This window comes from Streptomyces sp. NPDC005281, assembly GCF_040607495.1.
Taxonomy (GTDB): Bacteria; Actinomycetota; Actinomycetes; order Streptomycetales; family Streptomycetaceae; genus Streptomyces.
Window position 1 is genome coordinate 79,450 of the sequence record NZ_JBEXGX010000003.1, and the last position, 24,379, is coordinate 103,828.

The window sequence follows — 24,379 nt, forward strand, 5'->3', positions numbered from 1 at the left end:
CGGACCGAAACGACCAGGCCCACCAGCGGCTTTACCGTACCCTGACCTTCCGACCCGCCGTCACCTCCTGTTAGCATCCGCGCACTTGTGCGAGGGCGGGGGCCCTCGCGGGGAGGGACAGTTCACGTGGGCAGAAACGCCCCGAGACGAAGCGGCACCGCCGCCCTCGTCTCCGCACTCGCGGTCGCCCTGGCGGCCGCAGCCATCGCCGTTCTGCCACAGAACGGCGCCTCGGCGGACCCGGCCGCACCGGCCGGATCCGCCTCCGAGATCACCCTGACCGACCCCGCCGACACGCAGCCGCGCGCCGACCGCCCGCTGGTGGCCGGTGCGAGCGGCTTCCTGCACCGGCAGACCGGGATCGCCGGGCTGCTGTGGACGGATTACGCCGCCGGCACGAGCACGGTCGTCCGGACCGGCGACGGCGTGTACGCGCCCACGGGTGCCTGCGCGAACCTCGGCGGGCCGAACTGCGCGGTCGCCTGGTACGGCAGCGACAGCGACCTGGTCGCACTGCCGTCGGCCGGCTCCGTCGCCCTGTGGGACCCGGCGACCCGGACGACCACCTCGTTCACCTCGGACGAGGCGTACCGGGGGCTTGCCGGACGGACGGTCCTCACCGAGTACGCCGTGCACGACCTCGTCGACGGCACCTGGCGCTCCCGTGCCATCAAGCCCGAGGGCACCCGGATCACCTCGCTCGCCGTCACCGCCGCCGACGCGCACGGCGTGCTGTTCAAGGTGGACAGCTACCTGTACTACCTCGACCTGGCGACGGCCACCGCCACGAAGGTCTTCTCCGGCATGGCCGCCCGGCCGTACACCGTCCTCGGTGACGACCGGATCGGCTGGTACGACCCGGCCGGCGGCGACCTGCACGTCAAGCCCCGCACGGACCCCGAGGCCGCCGAGCAGGTGATCGACCTGCCCGCGCCCGGTGCCCAGCTCGACGGCGCCCCGGTGCTCTCCGGCGACTGGCTGCTGCTCCCGCTGCACACCGGCACCGGCACCAGCGAGCTGCGGGCCGTCTCCCTGAAGGACGGTTCGTCTCGCACCCAGGCGGCCAAGGCCGGGGCGTACGTGCTCGGCGCGTCCGGCAACGCCGCCCTCGTCACCGGTGGCACCGGCGCGAGCGACTGGTGGGTGCGGCGCTTCACCGAGGCCGCGGAAGGCACGCCCGGTCTTGAGCAGCTGACGCAGATCCCGGCGATGGAGAACGCGAAGACCGGCCTGGCGCTCAGCCGGGGCTACCTCCGCGTTGCCGAGGACAACCCCTCCAGCACCTCCGACACCACCTCGTGGCGCACCATCGCCGGCGTCGGCGGCCAGTTGACGGCGACCGCCGCCACGGAGAGCGGTTCGGTCAGCCCCAAGTGCCCGTACGCCGGCACCACCTGCTCGGCGATGTGGGGCAACTACGTCAACGGGCCCAGGGACGTCTATCTCGACACCTACTACGACGGCGACGAGGGCGGCAGCGGCCTGTCCGACGCGGACCGGCTGGTCACGATCGGCTACAACCCCCTCGAGTTCCACACCGCGGGCGGCGCGATCGTCGACGTCTCCGACGACTACGCCGTCTACAACTCGGGCGGCTCGGCCCCGACGCAGTACATCGGCGAGTTCGGCCAGGGACAGAAGCTGAAGCGGTCGGTGCGCGCCGCCGCGCTGAACGGCTCGACCCTCTGGAGCGCCTCGACGACCGGCAGGCTCACCTCGTACAGCCTGACCGAGGACAAGACCCTCGCGACGGTGACCGTTCCGGGCATGTCCTGCGTGCCGGGCGAGCTCCAGGCGGCGGGCCGCTGGGTCTACTGGACGTGCGGCGACGGCTCGGCCGGTGTGTACGACACCAAGGCCGCCGCCTCCCGTGCGGTGGGCGGCGGCGACGTGCTGCTCGGCGACGGCTTCACCGTCCGCCACGACCACGCCGGGGGCACCCTGGTCCTCACGGACGCGGCCACCGGTACCAGTCGCGTGCTCGCGACCGATGTCGCCGACACCGGCCTCGCCATGGACCGTCGCTTCAAGTGGACCGTGGACGAGTACACCGGCCTGGTGGCCTGGACCGACCTGTACGAGCGCACGCACATCGCCAGGACAGGTGCCACTCCGTCGGCCGTGACGGCCTTCAGGTCCGAGGTATGGGACTTCGTCGGCGCCGGCACGCCGTTCCACGGCTCCTGGCTGCTGTCCCGCCCGGCCACCTCCTGGTCGGCGACCTTCACCTCCGTCCAGAGCGGCGCGCAGGGCAAGGCGACCCGCACCGTCACCGGGGGCGCGTCCACGGCCTCGGTGGCGACGGACTGGTACGGCACGACGGTCGACAACGCCCGTTTCCCCAACGGGCAGTTCACCTGGACCCTCAAGGCCACCGGCACCGGCACGGCCTCGGCGGTCACCGTGGCGACCGGAAAGGGCTACCTGGAGGCGGGCGCGCCGGTGCGGCACGACTTCTCCAGCCCGGAAGGACCCGACGGCCGCGGTGACCTCCTCACCCTGAACGCGTCGGGCGGCCTGACCTTCCAGTCGGGCACCGGCCGCGGCACGTTCGGCGAGAAGGTCAGTGGCTCCGGCTGGGCCACCACCGTGAAGGCGGTCCCGTTCGGGGACCTCGGCGGCGACCGCTGCAACGACGTCCTCGTGCGGCTCGGCAGCGGCGCCCTGCGTCTCTACAAGCCGCGCTGCGGCGCGGCGGTCACCCCGAAGACGTCGTACACCACCCTCGCGAGCAGCGGCTGGACGCAGTACGACGTCCTGACGTCGCCCGGTGACGTGAGCGGCGACGGCCGGCCCGACCTGATCGCGCGTGTCGCGTCCACCGGGACCGTCTACCTCTACAAGGGGACGAGCACGGGCACGCTGTCCGCCCGCGTGAGGCTCTACGACAACTGGAAGAGCTACAAGAAGATCGTCGGGGCCGGTGACCTCGACGGCGACGGCATCAGCGACCTGCTCGCCCAGGACACGTCGAACACCCTCTACCGCTACAAGGGCAAGGGCGACGGAACCTTCGCCGCCCGCGTGAAGGTGTTCGGCGACTGGGGCGGCTCCTACAACGCCGTCGTCGGCGTCGGCGACATCACCGACGACGGCAGGGCCGACCTGGTCTCCCGGGACACCTCGGGCAATCTGTACCGCAACAGCGGGGACGGCAAGGGTTCGTTCGGCTCACGCACGAAGATCGCCACCGGCTGGAGCGGATACCGGTCGATCTCCTGAGGCTCCTCACCCGCGAAAGGGGGCACGGACGACTCGTCCGGTGCCCCCTTTCGCCGTCCCCGGGCCCGCCGGCCGAGGCCGCCACACGTGCGTCCGGAACCGGCGGGAAGGCACGGAAGACCAGATGGGGGCCGGTGAAGACCGGGCAAAGAGCCGGGAAAGGCATCGTCTGTCCAATGCCGCCGATCCGTAATGGACCCCGGCGCCACAAGGCCCCCGGTCACCCGTATGGTTTCCGCCATGGCAGTCCCCGAGGTCATTCCGATCGCCTACGAACCGAAGCACCGCACCGAGACCATCGGCCGGTACGCGGACGGTCAGTTCCTGGCGTCGATCACGTACGCCTTCCCCGAAGGGTTCCGTCCCGATGACGGCTGGGAAGACCGCAAACGTCTGTACGTGGTTCTCCACACCTTCAGCGCCGAGGGCCGCTACCGCGACTCGGAGGTCTGGTGCGCAGGCACCTGGGCCGAACAGCAACGAGCCGCCCAGGGCGAATACTCGGTACTGTCACGCGCCCGCGTGCACCTGGCGAAACTGCTGCGCAGCCTGCCCGGGCGCTCGTACACGAACATCGCGATACGCCCGTTCCAGCTGACCGTCGACGGCGTCCGGTTCGGCCTGATGACGGGCGTGGACGAGGGCGAGGGCTGGGCCGAGCTGTACCCGGACGGCCTCGGCTTCTCCGAGCCGTGGGACGGCACGTACGACACCTGAGCGAATCCCCGTTCTCGGGTGACACCCACCCCTCACCGGGGTCACGTCACCCGGAACGATCCGCCCGGAGCCGCCCCAGAAGCCCGGCCAGCCCCGCCCGACCGACGAAAAGTATTCGCTCCGGCTCCTCGCTCTCCCGGAGCAGCACGGTGCCCGCGCCGAGGGCGAGCTCCACGCACTCGTTGCCGTCGCCGGGTCCGGAGAACGAGGACTTCTGCCACTGGGTCACGCCTTAGATCTCCTTCGCCATTCGGTGCATGAAGTCCCGCGACTCGGCGGGCTCCAGAGATGCCGCCTCCACCTTATGGAAAAGGGTTCGCATGGCCAGGAGTTGAGCGGAGGCATCCAGAAAGACCGAGCCGTACGGGGCGTCCCTCTGCGCGGTGTCCAACGCCGTGACCTGACCGCCCGTGTACAACATCATCGAACTGGCCCCGGCGAATCCGTCGACGTCGAACGGAATCACCCGTACCGAGACGTTGGACCGCTCCGATGCCCGCAGCAGCGCGTCGAGCTGGGCACGGGCCACTCGCCGGTCCGCGACCCGGGTGCGCAGGGCGGATTCGTGGACGACCGCCTCGTAGGGAGGCGCATCCTCTCTCGCGAGGACCGCTTGTCGGCGCATCCGGTGCGTCAGCCTGGGCCCCAGCTCACGGTCCGGAAGCTCGGGAACCCGGTAGGCAAGCACAGCGCGGGCATAGTCCTCGGTCTGAAGCAGACCGGGTACGTGCGCGGTGGCGATCACCTGCATGAAGCGCGCGTGATGCTCCAGCTCCGCCAGGTCGCGGAACACCGCCGGCAGGACCCCCGCGTCCCGTTCCCACCAGCCGCGCGACACTGCCACCGCCCGACGACCGCCCGCCCTCCTTGACCAGGAGCTCCGCATGCCCGAAACAGGCGAGTCCGACGACTCCCGCTGGGAGTACACCCTCTCCGTCCCCAACGACCCCCGTGCCGTCACGATCTGCCGCCGCGCCCTCCGTCTGATCCTCACCCTGCACGGTCTGCCGCATCTCGCGGAGGTCGCCGAACTCGTCGCGACCGAGCTGGTCACCAACGCCGTGCAGCACACCGAGGGCCCGGCGGCCATACGCCTCCGCTGGGCCCGTGGAGTGCTCCGCGTCGGCGTGTGGGACGCGGACCCCACCCCGCCGGATCCTGCTCGGCCGGGAGCCCTCGACGAACGCGGACGCGGCCTCGCGCTCGTACAGGACTGCGCGAACGGCTGGGGCTGGCACCTCCTCGGCAGAGCCCAGGACCCAAGGGGCACGGGCAAGTTCATCTGGTGCGAACTGACCACGGCGGCGTGAACGGGCCCCGGAACCGTCGCCGGGGTTCCGGGTCTCCGCCTGTCAGGGAGTCAAGAGGCCCGGAACCCGGCAGATTCCGGGCCCTGTGTGTCGAGGGGTCAGGACGAGGAGGCCGACGCGCTCGGCTGGGTGTCCGTGCTGTCGTGGGTCTCGTCCGGGGCGACGCCCATCGTCAGGTGGGCGTGGACGCCCTTGGCCATGTGCTTCTTGTTGTACGAGAGGTACAGCAGCCCGCCCTCGTGGCCGCTGCCCGGGTAGATCGTGTCCTCGTCCAGCTTCGTGCGGGTGGTCGTGTTCGTGGAGTACGGGGAGACCTCCGCCGACGCCAGGACCGACTTCTCCGAGAAGAAGAGCTGGCCCGTGTGGCAGGTGTGGCCGCCCTCGTAGCCCGCGTCGGTCCAGGTGCCGTCCACGTGGACCTTCACATGGATGTGGACGCAACGGCCCTGGTACCAGCCGGGGAAGACCGTCCTGAAGGTGACGTAGCCGTGCCGGTCGGTCTTCCAGGTGCCCCGCAGATACCGCTCGTCGTCGGTGGGCTCGGAGTGGCCGCCACCGGTGCCTCCGGAGGGCCCGCCGGACGGGGGTTCGCCGGTCGGCATGTCCGTGGGCGTGCCGGTCGGCATGTCCGTGGGCCCGCCGGACGGAGCGCCGCCGCCACCGCCGTTGCTCATCGCCTCGTAGCCGGAGTACACGCCCATCGCCGTGCAGTGCCAGATGTCCACCGCGGCATTCTTGACCGGCTTGCAGGTCTCCGCGTCGATCACCTTGAGCTTGAGGGTCAGGGGGATGCCCTCCTGGTCCTCGGTGATGTCCTGGCGGATCTTGTCCGCGTCGATGTAGTAGGGGCCCTCGGTGGTCTCCGAGGTCAGCGTGTAACAGGTCTCCGCGCTCGACGCGGACGCCGCGGTGCCGCTCGTGACCTCGTCCGCCGACGCGGTCACGGCGATACCGCCGCCGACACCCACGGCCGCCACGGCCGCTCCACCTGCGATGACGACTTTGCGCCGGGTCATGTTCCGTTTGTGCGCGGGTCCTTGGGTCTCAGTCATGCCCCGGACCGTAGGGAGCCGACCTGTCAGCAGCGTGGGTGCGGACTGTGGTTTGGCAAGTCCACGCAAAAGTGGCTCGGAACCGTCGCCGGTTCCGAGCCACTCCCACACACGATCGCCTGCCGTCGTACGACGCCGAGTCCGGCGTGCGCCGCCTACTTCGGCTGCGGCTTGCGCACCGAGATGTGCAGCTCGCGCAGCCGCGTCTCGTCCAGCTCCGTGGGCGCGCCCATCATCAGGTCCTGCGCGTTGCCGTTGAGCGGGAACGCGATCGTCTCGCGGATGTTCGGCTCGTCCGCGAGCAGCATGACGATGCGGTCGACGCCCGGGGCGATCCCGCCGTGCGGCGGGGCGCCGAAGCGGAAGGCGCGCAGCATGCCCGCGAACTGCTCCTCGACGGTCTCCCGGTCGTAGCCGGCGATCTCGAAGGCCTTGAGCATGATCTCGGGCTCGTGGTTGCGGATCGCGCCGGAGGACAGCTCGACACCGTTGCAGACGATGTCGTACTGCCAGCCGAGGATGTCCAGCGGGTCCTGGGTCTCCAGGGCCTCCAGACCGCCCTGCGGCATCGAGAACGGGTTGTGCGAGAAGTCGATCTTCCCGCTGTCCTCGTCCTTCTCGTACATCGGGAAGTCGACGATCCAGCAGAAGCGGAAGACGTTCTCCTCGAAGTTGCCCGAGCGCTTCGCGGCCTCGACCCGCACCGCGCCCATGATCTTCGAGACCTCGTCGAACTCGCCCGCGCCGAAGAACACCGCGTGGCCGGGGGCCAGCGAGAGGCGCTTGGTCAGCTCGGCGACGTTCTCCTCGGTGAGGAACTTGGCGATCGGGCCGGTCAGCGAACCGTCCTCGCCCACGCGCACCCAGGCCAGGCCCTTCGCGCCCTGCTCGACCGCGTAGTCACCGAGACCGTCGAAGAACTTCCGCGACTGACCGGACACGTCCGGCACCGCCAGCGCGCGCACGTGCTTGCCGGCGAAGGCCTTGAACTCGGAGCCCTCGAAGATGTCGGTGATGTCGACGAGCTCCAGCTGGGCCCGCAGGTCCGGCTTGTCGGAGCCGTACTTCAGCATCGACTCGCGGAACGGGATGCGCGGGAAGGGGGAGGTGACGTGGCGGTCACCGCCGAACTCCTCGAACAGCTCCGTCATGAGCTTCTCGATCGGCTGGAAGACGTCCTCCTGCTCGACGAAGGACATCTCCACGTCGAGCTGGTAGAACTCGCCCGGCGAACGGTCCGCGCGGGCGTCCTCGTCGCGGAAACAGGGCGCGATCTGGAAGTAGCGGTCGAAGCCGGAGATCATCAGCAGCTGCTTGAACTGCTGCGGCGCCTGCGGAAGCGCGTAGAACTTGCCCGGGTTCAGCCGGGAGGGGACCACGAAGTCGCGCGCGCCCTCGGGAGAGGTGGCGCTGAGGATCGGGGTCGCCATCTCGTTGAAGCCCAGCGTCGTCATCTTGTGACGGATCGCGGAGATCACGGCCGTACGCAGCAGGATGTTGCGGTGCATGCGCTCGCGGCGCAGGTCGAGGAAGCGGTACTCGAGGCGGCGCTCCTCGTTGACCCCGTCCTCGGCGTTGATCGTGAACGGCAGCGGCTGCGCGGCGCCGAGCAGCTCGACCTCGCTCACCTCGACCTCGACCGCACCGGTCGGCAGCTCCGGGTTCACGTTCTCCGCACCGCGCGAGACGACCTTGCCGTCGACGCGGACGGTCGACTCCTTGGAGACCTTGTCCAGGGCGTCGTAGGCAGGGGTGCCGGGGCGGGCGACGAGCTGCGTGATGCCGTAGTGGTCGCGCAGATCGATGAAGAGGATGCCGCCCAGGTCTCGGCGATTGTGCAGCCAGCCGCTCAGCCGGACGTCGCTGCCGACGTCAGTGGCGCGGAGCTCGCCGCAGGTGTGGGACCTGTACCGATGCATCGAGGTTCATCCAGTCTTCGCGGATTGGGGGCCTGTTTCACGTGAAACACCCCCAGGGTACCGGGCAGCCCAGGATCACCTCCCCATCATTGACCGCTCGGCCGCGGCCCGTCGCCCTGGACGGCATCGGTGGCAGGCACCGATCACCTGTTCCTACAGTGGGCGCATGCGCACTGGTGAGCCCCTGCCCGCTGTGGGGGACGTCCTGTCCACTCTCGCCACCGGCGTGTGGCGCTGGGACAACGCCTCGGGACTGGTCACCTTCGACGCGGAAGCCGCACGGCTGATCGGCATGCCCGCGGAGCTGACGACGCTCACCGAGGCGGGCGCGCGCTCCCATGTCCACCCCGTCGACTGGAACGAGATGGACGGGGTGGTGCAGCTCGCGGTGGCCGAGGGCACGCTCGCCGAGGCCCGGATGCGGATCATGGACGGGCACGGCCGGGTGCTCCGCACGGTCCGCAGCCGCTCCAAGCCGTTCGTCGACCCCGAGACCGGCGAGTACGAACTGATCGGCACCCTTCAGGAGGTCAGCGAGCAGCCGCCGGACGCCGCCGCCCGCACCCCTGTCACCGGGGACTGGCGCCGGTCACGGGAGGCGTTCCTGCTGGACGCGGGACGGGCGCTGGCCGAGGCGCGGTCCACGGCGGAGGTGCTGCGGGTGGCGGCGGGGCTGTCGATGCCCGGGTTCTCGCCGGACGGACTGGCCGTCTTCGGCGCGGAGGGCGACCGGCTGACGATCATCGGCCATCACGGGCACCAGCCCGGCGACGAGGACCCCTTCTCGCACATGTCGCTGGCCACGGACTATCCGGCCGCGGAGGTCGTCCGTACGGGCCGAGCGGTCTACCTCTCCTCCCCCGAGGACTACAAGGACCGCTACCCGGCCTCCTGGCCGCTCGCCCAGCACTTCGGACGACAGTCGTGGGCGTTCCTGCCGCTCACGGTCGCCGGGCGCACCATGGGCACCTGGATGGCGGCCTTCACCTACCCCGTCACCTTCACGCCCGACGAGCGGTCGGTCCTGACGACCGTGGCCCGCATGCTCGCCCAGGCCCTCTCCCGCGCCGGAGCCGCCGAGACCGCCCGCGAGCTGACCGACGGCCTCCAGCGCTCGATGATGCCCACGCTCGGCCCTCGGATGCCGGGCATGAGCGTCGCCGCGCGCTATGTCCCGACCGGCGGCGGCCTCCAGGTCGGCGGCGACTGGTACGACGTGATCCCGCTGCCCGCCGGCCGCTACGCCCTGGCCATCGGAGATGTGCAGGGCCACGACGTCCGCGCGGCGGGGCTGATGGGCCAGCTCCGGATAGCCCTGCGCGCCTACGCCGCCGAGGGCCACCGCCCCGACGCGGTGCTGTCACGGGCGGCGCGTTTCCTCTACGGGGTCACCGACTCGGTGACCTACGGGTCGAGCGGCGGCGCCGACGCGAGCGAGGAACCGGCGGACCCCGCCGATGTGCGCTTCGCGACCTGTCTGTACGTCGAGGTCGACCCGGCGACCGGGACGCTGGACATCGCCCGCGCCGGACACCCCGACCCCGCGATACGGATGGCGGACGGGACCGTGCTGATGCGGCCCACGGCGGGCGGGCTGCCGCTCGGTATCGACCCGGACGCCGACTACCCGACCACCCGGCTCGTCCTGGAGCCGGGCGAGACCATGCTGATCTGCACCGACGGGCTCATCGAGACCGGCGGCCACGACCTCGACACCGGCTGGCGCCGTATCCGCCGGACCCTCGAATCCCACGACGGCGACATGGAGACTCTCGCCGACGCCCTCGTCCAGGCCGTGCACGGGCCCTCGTCGCATCACACCACCGGTCCGCTGGCCGACCGGCGCGAGGACGACATAGCGGTGCTGCTGCTGTCCCGGCTGCCGCTGGAGGGCGCCGGCGACGACGCGGCCCCACCCGTACGGCCGCCCGCCCGCCGCACGATGCTGACCGTGGCGCAGGCCGAGCCCGAGCGCATCGCGGAGGCCCGGCAGCAGCTGCGGGAGCTCCTGCACGACTGGGCCTCGGCCGACCAGCTCGACTCCGCGGTCCTGCTCGTCTCCGAGATGGTCACCAACGTCCTCGTGCACACCGACGCGGACGCGCTCCTCGTCGCCGAGGTGGCGGGTGTGCCGGGCGAGCGGCGGATGCGCGTCGAGGTCACCGACGCCAGCGACGACCTGCCGCACCGGCGCCATCCCGGGGAGCTGGCGTCGTCCGGACGCGGGCTCGTGCTCGTGGAGATGCTCGCGGACGTGTGGGGAGTGGACCCGCGGGGCCAGGGCAAGAGCATCTGGTTCGAGTTCTCCGAGGCAGCACCGGACACCGATCCCGGCGAGGCCGGGGCCGTGGACGACTCCGCGCTGCTCGACGCGTGGGAGACGTTCGCCGAGGAGACGGACTTCGACGGACCGGGGGAAACGGACCCTGCGGGGGACCTGGGGTCCGCAGGGGACCGACAGTCCACCGGGGACTTGGACTCCACAGGAGACCGAGGCTCCCCAGGAGATTAGGAGTCCGCGGGGATCTGGAGTCCACAGGAGACCGGAAGTCCACAGGGACCGGGAGTCCGCAGGGGACCCGGGGTCCGACGACAGCTACGAGTCCGCGGACGGCCCCGCCGCCCCCGATGGCCCAGCCGCCCCCGATGGTCCTTCCGGCTCTCCCGGCGCGTAGCGCACACGGAGTTCGTGCACGACGCCGAAGGCCGCCGCCGTCAGGGGAACGGCGAGCAGCATGCCGAGGACGCCCGCCACGGACGCGCCCGCCGTGATCGCGAGCAGCACCACCGCCGGGTGCATCTGCACCTGCCGGCTCTGGATCATCGGCTGGAGGCCGTACCCCTCCAGCATCTGGATGGCGAGCACGACCCCGAGCGTCCACAGGGCGATCACGAATCCCCGGTCCGCGAGGGCGACCAGGACGGCCACCGTGCCGGAGAGGAACGCGCCGAGATACGGGATGTACGCCCCCACGAAGACCAGCGCGCCGAGCCCGACCGCGCCCGGGACACGCAGGACCAGGAGTCCGACGGTGATGCAGAGGGCGTCGATGAGGGCGATGATCGTCGTCCCGCGCATGAAGCCCTCGACCGCCCCGTAGGCACGCCGGGCCATGGCCTCGACGACGTCGGCCGTGCCCCGGGGCGCGATCGAGCGCAGTGATCCGGCCACCCGGTGCGAGTCGCGCAGGAAGAAGAACACGAGCAGCAGGGCGAGGAAGCCCATGGCGAGGGTCTCGGCCACGACGCTGACACCGCTGACGACGTTGGACGCGGCCGTGCCGCCGAACTTGGCCAGCAGTTCCTTGGAGTTGGCGGCGATGTCGTCGAGCGAGGTGCCCGCCGCGCCGAAGTGCTCGGCGACGGAACGCGCGGCCTGTCGCAGCGAGGACACGATCTGGGCGCCGGTATGGATGAGCGCGGCGACGACGACGTAGACGGCACCGCCGACCACGACGGCCACCGCGACGCAGGTCAGGGCGGCGGCCAGCGAGCGGTTGAGCCGCGCCTTGACCATCCGCCGGTACAGCGGTCCGAGCAGGGCGGTCCCGAGCAGGGCGAGCAGCACCGGCACCACCGCCGTACGGAACTCCCCGCACAGCAGGATCCCCACCCATCCCACTCCGGCGGCCAGGAGGATCACGACACACCAGGCCGCCAGCCGCCGGGCACCCTCGGGGAGTAGCTGCACCCTGCAAGCTGACCATGCGTCAGCAGAACCGGCGCCCCGCGAAGGCCGAACGGGGGAGTGGGCCTCGCGGGGCGCCGGTCGTATCAAGGCCCGGGAAGGCCCCGGAGTGGCCCTACAGCCCGCCCTCCGACATCCCGTGCACCGCCGGGATCGTCCCCAGGCGGCCCTTCTGGAAGTCCTCGAAGGCCTGCTGGAGCTCGTCGCGGGTGTTCATCACGAACGGGCCGTAGTGGGCCATCGGCTCGCGGATTGGCCGGCCGCCGAGCAGGACGACCTCCAGGTCCGGCGTGTTGGAGTCCTGGTTCTCGTCCGCGCGGACGGTCAGCGAGGAGCCCGCGCCGAAGACGGCGGTCTGGCCGGTGTGGACCGGCCGCCGGTCCGCGCCCACGCTGCCGCGTCCGGCCAGCACGTAGGCGAGGCCGTTGAAGTCCTCGCGCCACGGCAGGGTGATCTCGGCGCCCGGCCGGAGCGTGGCGTGGACCATGGTGATCGGGGTGTGCGTGATGCCCGGTCCCTGGTGGCCGTCGAGCTCACCGGCGATGACACGCAGGAGCGCGCCGCCGTCCGGGGTACTGAGCAGCTGCACGGTGCCGCCGCGGATGTCCTGGTACCTCGGGGCCATCATCTTGTCCTTGGCCGGCAGGTTCACCCAGAGCTGGAGCCCGTGGAAGAGACCGCCCGACACCACGAGGTGCTCCGGCGGCGCCTCGATGTGGAGCAGGCCGGACCCGGCCGTCATCCACTGGGTGTCACCGTTGGTGATCGTGCCGCCGCCACCGTTGGAGTCCTGGTGGTCGAAGATGCCGTCGATGATGTAGGTCACGGTCTCGAAGCCGCGGTGGGGGTGCCAGGGGGTGCCCTTCGGCTCGCCCGGCGCGTACTCCACCTCACCCATCTGGTCCATCATGATGAACGGGTCGAGGTGCTTGTAATTGATCCCGGCGAACGCGCGGCGGACCGGGAAACCCTCGCCCTCGAAGCCACCGGGCGCGGTCGTCACGGTCAGCACGGGACGCTCCACCGCGTCGGCCGCCACGGCCACACGGGGCAGGGCCAGCGGGTTCTCGACAGTCACTGCGGGCATGTCGGTACCTCCTTGTGCTTCGAGTTTAGTTGAGGATTGAACTTTCTGCTACCCGTAACGACGTGAGCCCGGAGGGCATTCCCTCCGGGCGTCAAAGGTTCGGGAGGCATCCGGCCGAGCGGACACCGGGGCGCCGGCGGCACCCGCGGCGGACCGTCAGCCGTACATACGGCGCATCGCGAAGTCCACCATCTGCTCCACGGCCTTCGCGTCGAAGACCATGCGGTGCTTGCCCTCCATGTCGATGACGAAGCCGTAGCCCGTGGGCAGCAGGTCGATCACCTCGGCTCCGGTGATCACGAAGTACTTGGACTCCTTGCCCGCGTACCTGCGCAGTTCCTTGAGCGAGGTGAACATCGGGATGACGGGCTGCTGGGTGTTGTGCAGCGCCAGGAATCCGGGGTTGTCACCGCGCGGGCAGTAGACCTTCGAGGTGGCGAAGACCTGCTGGAAGTCCTCGGCCGCCAGGGCACCCGTGGTGAAGGCGCGGACCGCGTCCGGCAGGGAGGGCGGGGACGGCTCGGGGTACAGGGGCGGCTGCTGGCCGTACCCGCCGGACATCTGCCCGTCCGGCATCTGGCCGGGCATCTGCTGCTGCGGCGGGACGTACCCCTGCTGGGCGCCTGCGTTCTGCTCGTAGCCGTACATGCGTCAAAGAGTAGTGGGCCACATATGGCCCACCCGGGGTTGCTTCTTATTACTGGCGGGTAGCATCATCGTAGCTACTTGCTGGTAAGTGAACTGTTGCGAGGAGACAGTGCCTCGCCGATCCCTTAAGGGAGCCGTGGCCATGGGGCACTACAAGTCGAATCTCCGCGACATCGAGTTCAACCTCTTCGAGGTGCTCGGCCGCGACAAGCTGTATGGCACCGGCCCGTTCGCGGAGATGGACACGGACACCGCCAAGACCATCCTCGAGGAGCTGACCCGCCTCTCGGAGAACGAGCTGGCCGAGTCCTTCGTGGACGCCGACCGCAACCCGCCGGTCTTCGACCCGGAGACCAACACGGCGCCGGTCCCGGCCTCCTTCAAGAAGTCGTACAAGGCGTTCATGGACTCCGAGTACTGGCGTCTCGGCGTGCCCGAGGAGATCGGCGGCTCCACCTCGCCCCGCTCCCTGATCTGGGCGTTCGCGGAACTGATCCTCGGCGCGAACCCGGCGGTCTGGATGTACTCCAGCGGCCCCGCGTTCGCGGGCATCCTCTTCGAGGAGGGCAACGAGGTCCAGAAGCACATCGCGAAGGTGGCCGTCGAGAAGCGCTGGGGCTCGACCATGGTGCTCACCGAGCCGGACGCGGGTTCGGACGTGGGCGCCGGCCGCACCAAGGCGATCCAGCAGGAGGACGGCTCCTGGCACATCGAGGGCGTGAAGCGCTTCATCACCTCGGGTGAGCACGACATGGAGGAGAACATCCTCCACTACGTCCTCGCCCGCCCCGAGGGCTCCGGCCCCGGCACCAAGGGCCTGTCCCTCTTCCTCGTCCCGAAGTACGAGTTCGACTTCGAGACCGGCGAGCTGGGCGAGCGCAACGGCGCGTACGCGACGAACGTCGAGCACAAGATGGGCCTCAAGGCCTCCAACACCTGCGAGATGACCTTCGGCGACCGCCACCCCGCCAAGGGCTGGCTGATCGGCGACAAGCACGACGGCATCCGCCAGATGTTCCGCATCATCGAGTTCGCCCGCATGATGGTCGGCACGAAGGCCATCTCCACGCTGTCGACCGGCTACCTGAACGCGCTGGAGTACGCCAAGGAGCGCGTCCAGGGCACCGACCTGGCGAACTTCATGGACAAGGCCGCGCCCAAGGTCACCATCACGCACCACCCGGACGTGCGCCGCTCGCTCATGACGCAGAAGGCGTACGCCGAGGGCATGCGGGCCCTGGTCCTGCACACCGCCGCGATCCAGGACGAGATCCAGGTCAAGGAGGCCGCCGGCGAGGACACCGCCGCCGCCGAGGCCCTGAACGACCTTCTCCTGCCGATCGTGAAGGGCTACGGCTCCGAGAAGGGCTACGAGCAGCTCGCCCAGTCGCTCCAGATCTTCGGCGGTTCGGGCTTCCTCCAGGAGTACCCGATCGAGCAGTACATCCGCGACGCCAAGATCGACACGCTGTACGAGGGCACGACCGCCATCCAGGGCCAGGACTACTTCTTCCGGAAGATCGTCCGCAACCAGGGCGCGGCACTGAACTCCCTCGCCGAGGACATCAAGAAGTTCCTGGCCATCGGCACGGGCGGCGAGGAGCTGTCCGCCGCCCGCGAGCAGCTCGCCAAGGCCGCCGTGGAGCTGGAGGCCATCGTCGGCCTGATGCTGACCGACCTGGCCGCCACCGAGCAGGACGTCAAGAACATCTACAAGGTGGGCCTCAACACCACCCGCCTCCTGATGGTCTCCGGTGACGTGATCGTCGGCTATCTGCTGCTGCGCGGTGCCGCCGTCGCCGCCGAGAAGCTGGAGACGGCCTCCGCCAAGGACAAGCCCTTCTACACCGGCAAGATCGCGGCCGCGAAGTTCTTCGCCGCCAACGTGCTGCCGGGCGTCACCGGCGCCCGCAAGCTCGCCGAGAACGTCGGCCTGGACCTGATGGAGCTGGACGAGGCCGCCTTCTAAAGGACGACCGGCCCCTGTCCGGCCGGGGCGGGTACCGCCCAGGCGCCCCCCGGCCGACCGGAGGAACACCGCTCCGGCGCCCCGGCCGACCGGCCGGGCACCGACCCGGCACCTGTCCCACCGTTCAGGTGTCCCAAGGTGTCCGCCCTTCACATCCCCCTTACGAGAGCCCGTTCCCAACCCAGGGAGCGGGCTCTCGTGCGTCGTTAAGGTGAACCCATGAGTGCACCCACCCGCTTCGACCGCGGCCACACCGACGACCTCATGTCCTTCCTCGCGGCGAGCCCGACGCCGTACCACGCCGTGGCGACCGCCGCCGAGCGGCTGGAGAAGGCCGGGTTCCGTCAGGTCGCCGAGACCGACGCGTGGGACGGGACCAGCGGCGGGAAGTACGTACTGCGCGGAGGGGCGATCATCGCCTGGTACGTGCCGAATGACGCCGAGGCGCACACCCCGTTCCGGATCATCGGCGCGCACACCGACTCCCCGAACCTGCGGGTCAAGCCGCTGCCGGACACCGGAGCGCACGGCTGGCGGCAGGTCGCCGTGGAGATCTATGGCGGACCGCTGCTGAACTCCTGGCTCGACCGGGACCTCGGCCTGGCCGGACGCCTGTCCCTGCGGGACGGCTCGACCCGCCTGGTCAACATCGACCGCCCCCTGCTGCGCGTGCCGCAGCTCGCCATCCACCTGGACCGTTCCGTCAGCAGCGACGGGCTCAAGCTCGACAAGCAGCGCCACCTCCAGCCCGTCTGGGGACTCGGCGACGCCCGCGAGGGCGACCTGATCTCCTTCCTGGAGGAGGAGTCGGGGGTGCCCGCGGGCCAGGTCACCGGCTGGGACCTGATGACCCACTCCGTCGAGCCGCCCGCCTACCTGGGCCGCGACAAGGAACTGCTCGCCGGGCCGCGCATGGACAACCTGCTGTCCGTGCACGCGGCCACGGCCGCGCTGGCGGCGGTCGCGGCGGCCGGCTCCGGACTGTCCTACATCCCGGTCCTCGCCGCCTTCGACCACGAGGAGAACGGCTCCCAGAGCGACACCGGCGCCGACGGACCGCTGCTCGGCAGTGTGCTGGAACGTTCTGTCTTCGCCCGCGGCGGCTCCTACGAGGACCGGGCACGCGCGTTCGCCGGTACCGTCTGCCTCTCCTGCGACACCGGCCACGCCGTGCACCCCAACTACGCCGAGCGGCACGACCCGACGCACCACCCGCGGGCCAACGGCGGCCCCATCCTCAAGGTCAACGTCAACAACCGCTACGCCACGGACGGCACCGGCCGCGCGGTCTTCGCGGCGGCCTGCGAGAGAGCCGGCGTGCCCTTCCAGTCCTTCGTCTCCAACAATTCCATGCCGTGCGGCACAACGATCGGCCCGATCACCGCGGCCCGCCACGGCATCCGGACCGTCGACATCGGCGTGGCGATCCTGTCCATGCACAGCGCCCGCGAACTGTGCGGCGATCAGGACCCGTTCCTGCTGGCCAACGCGCTGACAGCGTTCCTGGAAGGCTGAGTCCGCCGTCCTGGTCCCCTCCACGAAACCGTTGGTTTTGAACCTGTTCAAAGATGGTTTCCTCGACGTACGATCCGATCTTCAACGATCCACGCCCTGAAACAGTCTCGTGGGGGGACTCACACGTGCGAAAAGATCCCTGGCGCTCGCCTGCGCCTCCGTCGCGGCCGGCCTGCTGCTCGGCCCGGTGCCCGCCGCGCACGCGGCGGTGGCGCCGGTGCTGTACGGCGTCGGCAGCGGTGACCACCCCGGTGACGGCCTGGTGTGGCTGTCCGCCTCGTCCGACACCGCCATCACGTCGATCACCGCACACCTGTACGCACCGGGCTCCGCCGCCGACGCCCCGGAGATCACCCAGGTCAGCGACTTCACCCCTGACTCCAGCACCAGCTTCGCGAACATGTGGCGGACCACCACCCCGCTGCGCCTGGCCGACCTCGGCGCCTACCGTGTCGTGGTCGACCTGACCGACGCCGACGGGGACACCACCACCGCCCAGAGCACGTACGGGTACGAGTACGAGCTCGAAGCGAACCTCACGGATCTGCGGGCCACCCCGCAGCACCCGGACTACGCGCACCAGGACGTCACCGTCACCGGCGGCTTCACGGTCACCGACCCGCGCACCGGCAGGACGACGCCCGCGGCGAACACGCGCGTGGACCTGGAGATCTCCGGCGACCCGGACGCGACGGCCAGGACCGACGCCGACGGCCGTTTCACCTACACCTACCACGTCAACAGCGCGTCCAGCGACACCGTCAACGCCTGGCTGCGGCCGGACGAGCCCTGGTACCAGTCCAGGGCCAACGAGAGCGTCGAGGTCAGGGCCGTCCAGTCGAACACCCGCGTGACCCTGAACGCCGCCGACCTGGACGTCAGGGCCGGGCAGGCGGCGACCGTCTCCGGGACCGCCGAGGTGTATGTCGGCGGTGCGTGGAAACCGCTGGCCGGGGCCACGGTCGACGAGATCTGGTCCGACGAGTTCGGCGGCGTGGCCTCGCGGCCCGTCACGGGCGCCGACGGCCGCTTCAGCGGACAGCTGACGCTGCCGAAGTCCGGCTCGGTCGAGGTACAGGTCCGCAGCGGCACCTTCTTGAACTGGAGTCCGTCGCAGCAGGTCAAGGTGTACGTCGCGAGCAAGACGTCCCTCACCGGCTTCACCGCGACGCTGGACAAGTACGCCGGGCTGACCGCCAAGGGCAGGCTGCACACCGGCTCTAGTGTCCCCGCGGGCGCGGACAACAAGGTCGAGCTCCAGTACTCGGCCGACGGGAAGACCGGCTGGAAGACGATGAAGACCGTCACGCCGGGCAGCTCCGACCCGGAGTCCGGCGCGTCCTTCAAGGGCACCTTCGACGCCCCCTACAAGGGCTACTACCGGGCGCACTTCAAGGGCAGCCGCAACTGGCAGGAGTCGTACAGCTCCGTCGCGCACGCCACGCGCACGCCGACCCGGATCGTCGACGGCAACGCCGCGCCGGAGCCGGTCCGCAAGGGCCGCACGATCACCTACAAGGGCAAGCTCCAGCACTACACCTCGGGCGCCTGGAAGGCCTACGCGGGCCAGCAGGTGAAGATCCTCTTCAAGCCCAAGGGCTCCACCGGCTGGTACGACATGGGCAACGCGACCACCCGCACGGACGGCACGTTCAGCAAGGGCTTCACAGCCTCGAAGGACGGCACCTGGGTCGCGGTTCTCCTCTACCCGAACAGCACGCATCTGGTGAGCTCGGGCCGCGAGGACTACGTCGACGTGACGTGACGCGCGCCGCCGTCGGAAGCGGCGGCGCGTTGCGACGTGAGGGATCGCCTCCGCATGGCCCGCGAGGTCCCGGGTACCCGGAACGGGTCCGGTACGACTCGGAGTTGCTATACAAGGAGACGACACCCATGGGCCTGGGCGGATGCATCATCCTGATCGCCGCGGGGGCGATCCTCACGTTCGCGACCGACTGGCACATGCAGGGGGTCAACCTTCATCTGGTCGGCGTGATCCTCATGATCGTCGGACTGATCGGCGTGACGACCTTCAGCAGCATCGCGCGGCGCAGGCGCGTCGTCGTACCGCCGACCGCGACCGTCGTGAACGACGACCGGCGCCACCGCGACGGCTACTCGGACGGCTACGGCGTCTGAGCCGGGTCAGGCGTCCATGCCCGCGAGGACCAGGGGCAGCCGGTCCGTCCCGCTCTCGGTGAGGCGGACCGGAACACCCCAGTCCTGCTGGTGTACATGGCAGGCCGGATACACGTTGTCCGGATCGTCGTCGCAGGACGCCGCCGTCGCCGACACGTGCAGCACGCCCTGCGTGACGGCGGGGTTCAGCTCGACGGTCCGCGAGAGACCGGTGCCGGCCCCCTCGCCCGCGAGCAGCAGCCCGGGCGGGGTGGCGGAGACGAGCAGCCGGGTGGAAGGACCGTATCGGTCGTCCAGTTTCTGCCCGGCGGGCGCCTGGAAGATCACGTCCAACCGGACGGCCCCCGGGGTGACATCGGTGGCCGCGCGCCGAGTGCGACGGGCGACCGACTCCACCCGTACGGCCTCCTCGGGCAGCCGCAGCCGGGTCAGCCGGTGCCGGGCCGACTCCACCACCACGATGTCGTCCCCGACGAGCACGGCGTCGCTCGGCTCCCGCAGATCCGTGGCCAGCGTGGTCACCTCACCCGTCGCGGGATCGTAGCGGCGCAGCGCGTGGTTGTACGTGTCGCTGACCGCGACCGAGCCGTCGGGCAGCGCGGTGACCCCCAACGGGTGCTGGAGCAGGGCCTGTCCGGCGGCTCCGTCACGGTGTCCGAAGTCGAAGAGCCCGGTGCCGACGGCGGTGTGCACGCTCCCGTCGGGGTCGACCCAGCGCAGCGCCGAGGTCTCGGAGTCGGCGAGCCAGAGCCGGTCCGCGGTGGCGGCGAGCCCTGACGGCTGCGCGAACCAGGCCTCGGGTCCCGGCCCGTCGACCAGCCCCTCGTTCGTCGTGCCCGCGGTGACCTCGACGGTCCCCGTCCCCGGGTCGTACGCCCACAGCTGGTGCACACCGGCCATGGCGATCCAGACCCTTCCGCCGAACAGGGCAACGTCCCAGGGCGAGGACAGATCGATCTCGCGGGCCGGTCCCGACGTCGGCGACCCCCGCCGCCACTGGCGGCCGGTGCCCGCGAGGGTGGAGACCGCGCGGGTGGCGAGCTCGACCCGGCGCAGGGCGTGGTTCACGGTGTCCGCGACGACGACCGCGCCCTCGTCCAGCAGCGCGAGCCCCTGCGGCTCGCTGAACCCCGCCTCCTCGGCGCCGCCGTCCACGAAGCCCCGGACCCCGGACCCGATGCGCCGGACGACCGTCTCGCCGTCCTCCTCCAGCTCCACGAGCTGATGCCGGGTCGTGTCGCTGACCAGCAGATTGCCGTTCGGCAGGGCGAGGGCCTTGCCCGGGAAGCGCAGCACGGTCGGCTCGGGTTCAGGCGCCACGTACGGCCCGTCGCCGCGGCGCAGGGTGCCCTTCGCCGCGTGCTCGGCCTCCAGCTCCTGCACCAGCCGATCGATGGCGTGGGCGTGCCCCTCACCGGCGTGCTGGGCGACGACGTACCCCTCGGGATCGATCACCGCGAGCGTCGGCCAGGCCCGTACGGCGTACTGCTTCCAGGTCGTGAGCTCCGGGTCGTCGAGGACCGGGTGCTCCACCCCGTAGCGCTCCACCGCGTCGACGACCGCCTGGTGCTCCGCCTCGTGCACGAACTTCGGCGAGTGCACCCCGACGACGACCACGGTGTCCCGGTGCTTCTCCTCAAGCTCCCGCAACTCGTCCAGGACATGCAGGCAGTTGATGCAGCAGAAGGTCCAGAAATCCAGGATCAGAACGCGGCCCCGGAAGTCGGCGAGCTTCAGGTCCTTCCCGCCCGTGTTGAGCCACCCGCCCTTGCCCACGAGCTCGGGAGCACGGACGCGGACACGGCGCGGGGCGGGGGACGCAGCGTTCATGGGGTCAAGGGTGCCACCGGGGCGCTCCGCTCCAGAAATCCTGGGACCGCCGTACGGCCGGGGGTCGGACGGACAGCCGGACGTCAGTCCAGGGCGTGGCCCGTGGTCGCGTCCACGTGGGTGGGGATCTCTTCGTGGTGGTCGCCGACCGTGAGGGTGCCGGTGGGCTCGAAGAGGAGGATCGCGGCGCCGCCGGGGGCGGACGGCTTGTGCTCGGTTCCGCGCGGGACGGTGAAGACGGAGCCCTTGGGCAGGACGACCGTCCGCTCGCCGGCCGGCTCGCGGAGCGCGATGCTCAACTCGCCCTCCAGGACCAGGAAGAACTCGTCCGTGTGGTCGTGCGTGTGCCAGAGGTGCTCGCCCTCCACCTTCGCCACGCGCACGTCGTAGTCGTTGATGGCGGTGACGATGCGGGGGCTCCACAGTTCGCTGAAGGAGGCGAGGGCGGCGGAGAGGGAGACGGGTTCGCCGCGTCGGGCGGGTGCGCTGGTCATGCGTTCATCGTCCGCGCCCGGCGGCGCCCCCGCGAGTGCTAGAAATCGCGTATGCCGCAAGGATCCTCGCACCTTCCGGCTCCTCAGGAGCCCTGCGCGGCGCCGTCCTCGGAGCCCCGCTCGACGCCTTCCGGGGGGCTTCGCTCGGCGCTGCCCGGAGAACTTCGCTCCGCGCCCCTCGGGGAACCCCGCTCGGCGCCGCCCGGGGAGCTCCGCAGGGCGCTGCCCGGAGAACCCCGCTCCGCGACCGAAGGGGGACATCCGCCTTCGCGCCGGCCGCATCGCGTCGCCGTCATCGTCGACGAGGGGACGAACCCCTTCGAAGTCGGCGTCGCCACCGAGCTGTTCGGGCTTCCCCGCCCCGAACTGGAGCGGCCCGAGCCGCTGTACGAGCTGACCCTGTGCACCCCCACGCCCGGTGTCCGGATGAACCACGGGTTCTTCACGCTGAGCGGAGTGCCCGGTCTCGACGCGGTGGACGACGCCGACACGCTCGTCGTCCCCGGGCGTCCCGACAACGTCGTTCCGCGCCGGGCCGCCGTCCTCGCCGCCATCCGGCGCGCCCACGCCCGCGGGGCCCGGGTGGTGAGCTTCTGCACCGGATCCTTCGCGCTCGCCGAGGCGGGGCTCCTCGACGGGCGGCGCGCCACCACCCACTGGCGCTGGACGGACGTCTTCCGGGAACTGCACCCGGGTGTGCTGCTGGATCCGGACGTGCTCTTCGTGGACGAGGGGGACGTACTGACCGCGGCGGGCAGTGCGGCCGCGCTCGATCTCGGGCTGCACCTCGTACGGCGTGATCACGGCGCGGAGGTCGCGGGCGCGGTGTCACGCCGGCTGGTCTTCGCCGCGCACCGCGACGGGGGCCGGCGCCAGTTCGTGCGACGGCCGCTGCCCGATGTGCCGGGAGAGTCGCTGGCACCCCTGCTGGCCTGGGCGCAGGAGCGGCTCGGTGAACCGTTGACGGTCGGCGACCTGGCCGCGTACGCCGCGGTCAGCCCGGCGACCCTGCACCGCCGCTTCCGCGCCCAGCTCGGCACGACACCGCTGGCCTGGCTGACGGCGCACCGCGTCGCCCTCGCCTGCCGGCTCATCGAACGGGGCGAGGTCCGGCTCGACGTGGTGGCCGAACGCAGCGGGCTCGGGACGGCCGCGAACCTGCGGGAGCGGGTGCGCCGGGTGACCGGACTCAGCCCGTCGGCCTACCGGCGGCGTTTCGGACCGCCCTCCGGGGAACCGGTGACGGCATGAGATACCTCGTGCGCGACCGGCTGCTCGGCTTCGGTGACGACTACTGGATCGAGGACGACCACGGCAACAAGGTCTTCCTCGTCGACGGCAAGGCCATGCGGCTGCGGGACACCTTCCAGCTGAAGGACACCCGCGGACGCGTCCTGATCGACATCCACCAGAAGATGCTCGCGCTGCGCGACACGATGATCATCGAGCGGGACGGCGATCCGCTCGCGACCATCAAGCGCAAGCGGCTGTCCCTGCTCCGCAATCACTATCGCGTGTCGCTGGTCGACGGCACCGAACTCGACGTCAGCGGCAAGATCCTCGACCGTGAGTTCGCCGTCGACTACGACAACGAACTCCTCGCCCAGATCTCCCGGCGCTGGCTGCACCTGCGTGACACCTACGGCGTCGACGTCGTACGGGAGGACGCCGATCCGGCGCTGCTGATCGCTGTCGCCGTGTGCGTGATCCATCTCGCCGAGAAGGAACGGGGGGACGACTGACGGCACGGGAAGCGGGACAGCGGTCCGGCGAGCGGCGCCGGGGACACGCGGTGGCGGGTCCCCGGCGGGGCGGGTGCCGGTCAGGGGCGAGGCGGGCGCCGGTGCGCGGGCCCCGGCGCCGGTCAGTGGGCGGGACGGGTGCCGGTGCGGGGGCCCCGGCGCAGGTCAAGGGGTGGGGCGGGTGCCGGTGCGGGCGGGGCGGGTGCCGGTCAGTGGGTGGGGGTGTCCAGGCCCAGTCTGCGGTCCTTCAGGGCCGGGAACTGCTCCCTTGTCGCCGCGACCTTCGCCGGGTCGAAGTCCACCGTGAGGATCTCCTCGCCGGGACCCGCCTCGGCGAGGACCTCACCCCACGGGTCGACCACGATCGAGTGACCGGCCTGGGGAACTCCCGCGTGCGTACCGGCCGTTCCGCAGGCGAGGACGTACGCCTGGTTCTCGACGGCGCGTGCCTGCGCGAGCAGGGTCCAGTGGGCGCGGCGCCGTTCGGGCCAGCCGGCCGGGAGGACGAAGGTCTGCGCCCCCGCGTCGACGAGCCCGCGGAAGAGCTCGGGGAACCGGAGGTCGTAGCAGGTGGCGACGCCGAGGACGGTCTCCGGCAGACGCACCGTCACCAGTTCCGTGCCCGCGCCCATCATCACGGCCTCGCCCTTGTCGAAGCCGAAGCGGTGGATCTTGCGGTAGGCGGCGACGAGCTCGCCGGCGGGGGAGTACACGAGAGAGGTGTTGTAGAGGGGGGACTCGGCCGCGGAGCCGGTCCCGGACGCGGCGCGCTCGGGGATCGAGCCGGCGTGCAGCCACACACCCGCGTCGCTCGCCGCCTTGCTCATCGCCTCGTGGGTCGGCCCGTCCAGCGGCTCGGCCTCCGCCCCGAACCCGTCGTAGGCGAAGGCGCCGGTGGTCCACAGTTCGGGGAGGACGACGAGATCGACTCCGGCTTGATCCCGTACCAGGTCAGCCACGCGACCTCTGCGGGAAGTGACCGATTCGTCGTCGTTTACGTCGATCTGGAGGAGCGAGGCGCGCACACTACCACCGTCCTGGCATTCG

20 protein-coding genes are annotated in these 24,379 nt (G+C 70.8%); 10 read left to right on the top strand and 10 right to left on the bottom strand.

Annotated features, from left to right (window positions below):
* The first annotated feature begins 126 nt into the window (after positions 1-126).
* Both ABZV42_RS05525 and ABZV42_RS05530 read left to right on the top strand, forming a co-directional pair.
* Positions 127-3,222 carry a VCBS repeat-containing protein gene (locus ABZV42_RS05525; protein WP_356050945.1) on the top strand — a complete coding sequence of 1,032 codons (3,096 nt, stop codon included), beginning with the start codon at positions 127-129 and terminating at the stop codon, positions 3,220-3,222.
* Between the two features lie 240 nt (positions 3,223-3,462).
* Positions 3,463-3,939 (top strand): hypothetical protein, encoded by a 477-nt coding sequence (locus ABZV42_RS05530; protein ID WP_356050946.1) that lies wholly within the window; start codon positions 3,463-3,465, stop codon positions 3,937-3,939.
* 46 nt (positions 3,940-3,985) lie between these two features.
* Here ABZV42_RS05530 and ABZV42_RS05535 read toward each other — a convergent pair whose 3' ends face one another.
* Both ABZV42_RS05535 and ABZV42_RS05540 read right to left on the bottom strand, forming a co-directional pair.
* Complete coding sequence (locus ABZV42_RS05535; RefSeq protein WP_356050947.1) at positions 3,986-4,168, bottom strand: DUF397 domain-containing protein; 183 nt, start codon at positions 4,166-4,168, stop codon at positions 3,986-3,988.
* A gap of 3 nt (positions 4,169-4,171) precedes the next feature.
* Positions 4,172-4,783 (bottom strand): DUF5753 domain-containing protein, encoded by a 612-nt coding sequence (locus tag ABZV42_RS05540; RefSeq protein WP_356050948.1) that lies wholly within the window; start codon positions 4,781-4,783, stop codon positions 4,172-4,174.
* Positions 4,784-4,823: 40 nt separating this feature from the next.
* On the opposite strand from ABZV42_RS05540, the gene ABZV42_RS05545 reads away from it, so the two are divergent.
* Positions 4,824-5,249, top strand: a complete 426-nt coding sequence (locus ABZV42_RS05545) for an ATP-binding protein (RefSeq protein WP_356050949.1) — start codon at positions 4,824-4,826, stop codon at positions 5,247-5,249.
* A gap of 98 nt (positions 5,250-5,347) precedes the next feature.
* On the opposite strand, the gene ABZV42_RS05550 is transcribed toward ABZV42_RS05545, so the two are convergent.
* Together ABZV42_RS05550 and aspS are read right to left on the bottom strand one after the other, a co-directional pair.
* Positions 5,348-6,301: an intradiol ring-cleavage dioxygenase gene (locus ABZV42_RS05550; RefSeq protein WP_356050950.1), complete on the bottom strand. Its 954-nt coding sequence runs from the start codon at positions 6,299-6,301 to the stop codon at positions 5,348-5,350.
* Positions 6,302-6,456: 155 nt separating this feature from the next.
* A complete protein-coding gene (gene aspS / locus ABZV42_RS05555; protein ID WP_355981899.1) occupies positions 6,457-8,220 on the bottom strand; it encodes an aspartate--tRNA ligase in 1,764 nt (587 codons plus the stop codon).
* A gap of 166 nt (positions 8,221-8,386) precedes the next feature.
* Here aspS and ABZV42_RS05560 point away from each other — a divergent pair, with 166 nt between their 5' ends.
* Entirely contained in the window at positions 8,387-10,732 is a 2,346-nt protein-coding gene (locus ABZV42_RS05560) for a SpoIIE family protein phosphatase (RefSeq protein WP_355981897.1), read from the top strand.
* A gap of 84 nt (positions 10,733-10,816) precedes the next feature.
* Here the strand turns inward: ABZV42_RS05560 and ABZV42_RS05565 are convergent, their stop codons facing one another.
* From ABZV42_RS05565 to ABZV42_RS05575, 3 genes are all read right to left on the bottom strand, one after another.
* Positions 10,817-11,911, bottom strand: a complete 1,095-nt coding sequence (locus ABZV42_RS05565) for an AI-2E family transporter (protein ID WP_355981895.1) — start codon at positions 11,909-11,911, stop codon at positions 10,817-10,819.
* 112 nt (positions 11,912-12,023) lie between these two features.
* Complete coding sequence (locus ABZV42_RS05570; RefSeq protein ID WP_355981893.1) at positions 12,024-12,995, bottom strand: pirin family protein; 972 nt, start codon at positions 12,993-12,995, stop codon at positions 12,024-12,026.
* Positions 12,996-13,151: 156 nt separating this feature from the next.
* Complete coding sequence (locus ABZV42_RS05575) at positions 13,152-13,643, bottom strand: SseB family protein (RefSeq protein WP_355981891.1); 492 nt, start codon at positions 13,641-13,643, stop codon at positions 13,152-13,154.
* Between the two features lie 142 nt (positions 13,644-13,785).
* Between ABZV42_RS05575 and ABZV42_RS05580 the strand changes: the two genes are divergently transcribed.
* The 4 genes from ABZV42_RS05580 to ABZV42_RS05595 all read left to right on the top strand — a co-directional run bounded on the left by ABZV42_RS05580 (position 13,786) and on the right by ABZV42_RS05595 (position 19,266).
* The gene (locus tag ABZV42_RS05580; RefSeq protein WP_355981889.1) at positions 13,786-15,612 is read left to right on the top strand and encodes an acyl-CoA dehydrogenase; all 1,827 of its coding nucleotides are present in this window, start codon (positions 13,786-13,788) and stop codon (positions 15,610-15,612) included.
* 219 nt (positions 15,613-15,831) lie between these two features.
* A complete protein-coding gene (locus tag ABZV42_RS05585) occupies positions 15,832-17,127 on the top strand; it encodes a M18 family aminopeptidase (protein WP_356050951.1) in 1,296 nt (431 codons plus the stop codon).
* Positions 17,128-17,236: 109 nt separating this feature from the next.
* A complete protein-coding gene (locus ABZV42_RS05590; protein WP_356050952.1) occupies positions 17,237-18,892 on the top strand; it encodes a hypothetical protein in 1,656 nt (551 codons plus the stop codon).
* A gap of 128 nt (positions 18,893-19,020) precedes the next feature.
* Positions 19,021-19,266, top strand: coding sequence for a hypothetical protein (locus tag ABZV42_RS05595; protein ID WP_355981883.1), 246 nt, complete (start codon positions 19,021-19,023; stop codon positions 19,264-19,266).
* A 6-nt stretch (positions 19,267-19,272) separates the two neighbouring features.
* On the opposite strand, the gene ABZV42_RS05600 is transcribed toward ABZV42_RS05595, so the two are convergent.
* Both ABZV42_RS05600 and ABZV42_RS05605 read right to left on the bottom strand, forming a co-directional pair.
* Positions 19,273-21,096, bottom strand: a complete 1,824-nt coding sequence (locus ABZV42_RS05600; RefSeq protein ID WP_356050953.1) for an NHL domain-containing thioredoxin family protein — start codon at positions 21,094-21,096, stop codon at positions 19,273-19,275.
* An 83-nt stretch (positions 21,097-21,179) separates the two neighbouring features.
* The gene (locus ABZV42_RS05605; RefSeq protein ID WP_356050954.1) at positions 21,180-21,590 is read right to left on the bottom strand and encodes a cupin domain-containing protein; all 411 of its coding nucleotides are present in this window, start codon (positions 21,588-21,590) and stop codon (positions 21,180-21,182) included.
* Between the two features lie 51 nt (positions 21,591-21,641).
* Here ABZV42_RS05605 and ABZV42_RS05610 point away from each other — a divergent pair, with 51 nt between their 5' ends.
* A complete protein-coding gene (locus tag ABZV42_RS05610; protein ID WP_356050955.1) occupies positions 21,642-22,841 on the top strand; it encodes a helix-turn-helix domain-containing protein in 1,200 nt (399 codons plus the stop codon).
* On the top strand, positions 22,838-23,332 hold the full coding sequence (locus tag ABZV42_RS05615) for an LURP-one-related family protein (RefSeq protein WP_261706493.1): 495 nt from the start codon (positions 22,838-22,840) through the stop codon (positions 23,330-23,332). Before ABZV42_RS05610 ends, ABZV42_RS05615 begins: the two co-directional genes overlap by 4 nt.
* 209 nt (positions 23,333-23,541) lie before the next feature.
* Here ABZV42_RS05615 and ABZV42_RS05620 read toward each other — a convergent pair whose 3' ends face one another.
* Positions 23,542-24,357, bottom strand: coding sequence for a carbon-nitrogen family hydrolase (locus tag ABZV42_RS05620; protein ID WP_356050956.1), 816 nt, complete (start codon positions 24,355-24,357; stop codon positions 23,542-23,544).
* Positions 24,358-24,379 lie beyond the last annotated feature (22 nt).

Bases quoted from the DNA above. Each gene is read 5' to 3' on its own strand.
- ABZV42_RS05530 (WP_356050946.1), top strand. From the start codon at position 3,463: ATGGCAGTCCCCGAGGTCATTCCGATCGCCTACGAACCGAAGCACCGC.
- ABZV42_RS05545 (WP_356050949.1), top strand. From the start codon at position 4,824: ATGCCCGAAACAGGCGAGTCCGACGACTCCCGCTGGGAGTACACCCTC.
- ABZV42_RS05550 (WP_356050950.1), bottom strand. From the start codon at position 6,301: ATGACTGAGACCCAAGGACCCGCGCACAAACGGAACATGACCCGGCGC.
- aspS (WP_355981899.1), bottom strand. From the start codon at position 8,220: ATGCATCGGTACAGGTCCCACACCTGCGGCGAGCTCCGCGCCACTGAC.
- ABZV42_RS05560 (WP_355981897.1), top strand. From the start codon at position 8,387: ATGCGCACTGGTGAGCCCCTGCCCGCTGTGGGGGACGTCCTGTCCACT.
- ABZV42_RS05570 (WP_355981893.1), bottom strand. From the start codon at position 12,995: ATGCCCGCAGTGACTGTCGAGAACCCGCTGGCCCTGCCCCGTGTGGCC.
- ABZV42_RS05575 (WP_355981891.1), bottom strand. From the start codon at position 13,643: ATGTACGGCTACGAGCAGAACGCAGGCGCCCAGCAGGGGTACGTCCCG.
- ABZV42_RS05580 (WP_355981889.1), top strand. From the start codon at position 13,786: ATGGGGCACTACAAGTCGAATCTCCGCGACATCGAGTTCAACCTCTTC.
- ABZV42_RS05585 (WP_356050951.1), top strand. From the start codon at position 15,832: ATGAGTGCACCCACCCGCTTCGACCGCGGCCACACCGACGACCTCATG.
- ABZV42_RS05595 (WP_355981883.1), top strand. From the start codon at position 19,021: ATGGGCCTGGGCGGATGCATCATCCTGATCGCCGCGGGGGCGATCCTC.
- ABZV42_RS05600 (WP_356050953.1), bottom strand. From the start codon at position 21,096: ATGAACGCTGCGTCCCCCGCCCCGCGCCGTGTCCGCGTCCGTGCTCCC.
- ABZV42_RS05605 (WP_356050954.1), bottom strand. From the start codon at position 21,590: ATGACCAGCGCACCCGCCCGACGCGGCGAACCCGTCTCCCTCTCCGCC.
- ABZV42_RS05610 (WP_356050955.1), top strand. From the start codon at position 21,642: ATGCCGCAAGGATCCTCGCACCTTCCGGCTCCTCAGGAGCCCTGCGCG.
- ABZV42_RS05615 (WP_261706493.1), top strand. From the start codon at position 22,838: ATGAGATACCTCGTGCGCGACCGGCTGCTCGGCTTCGGTGACGACTAC.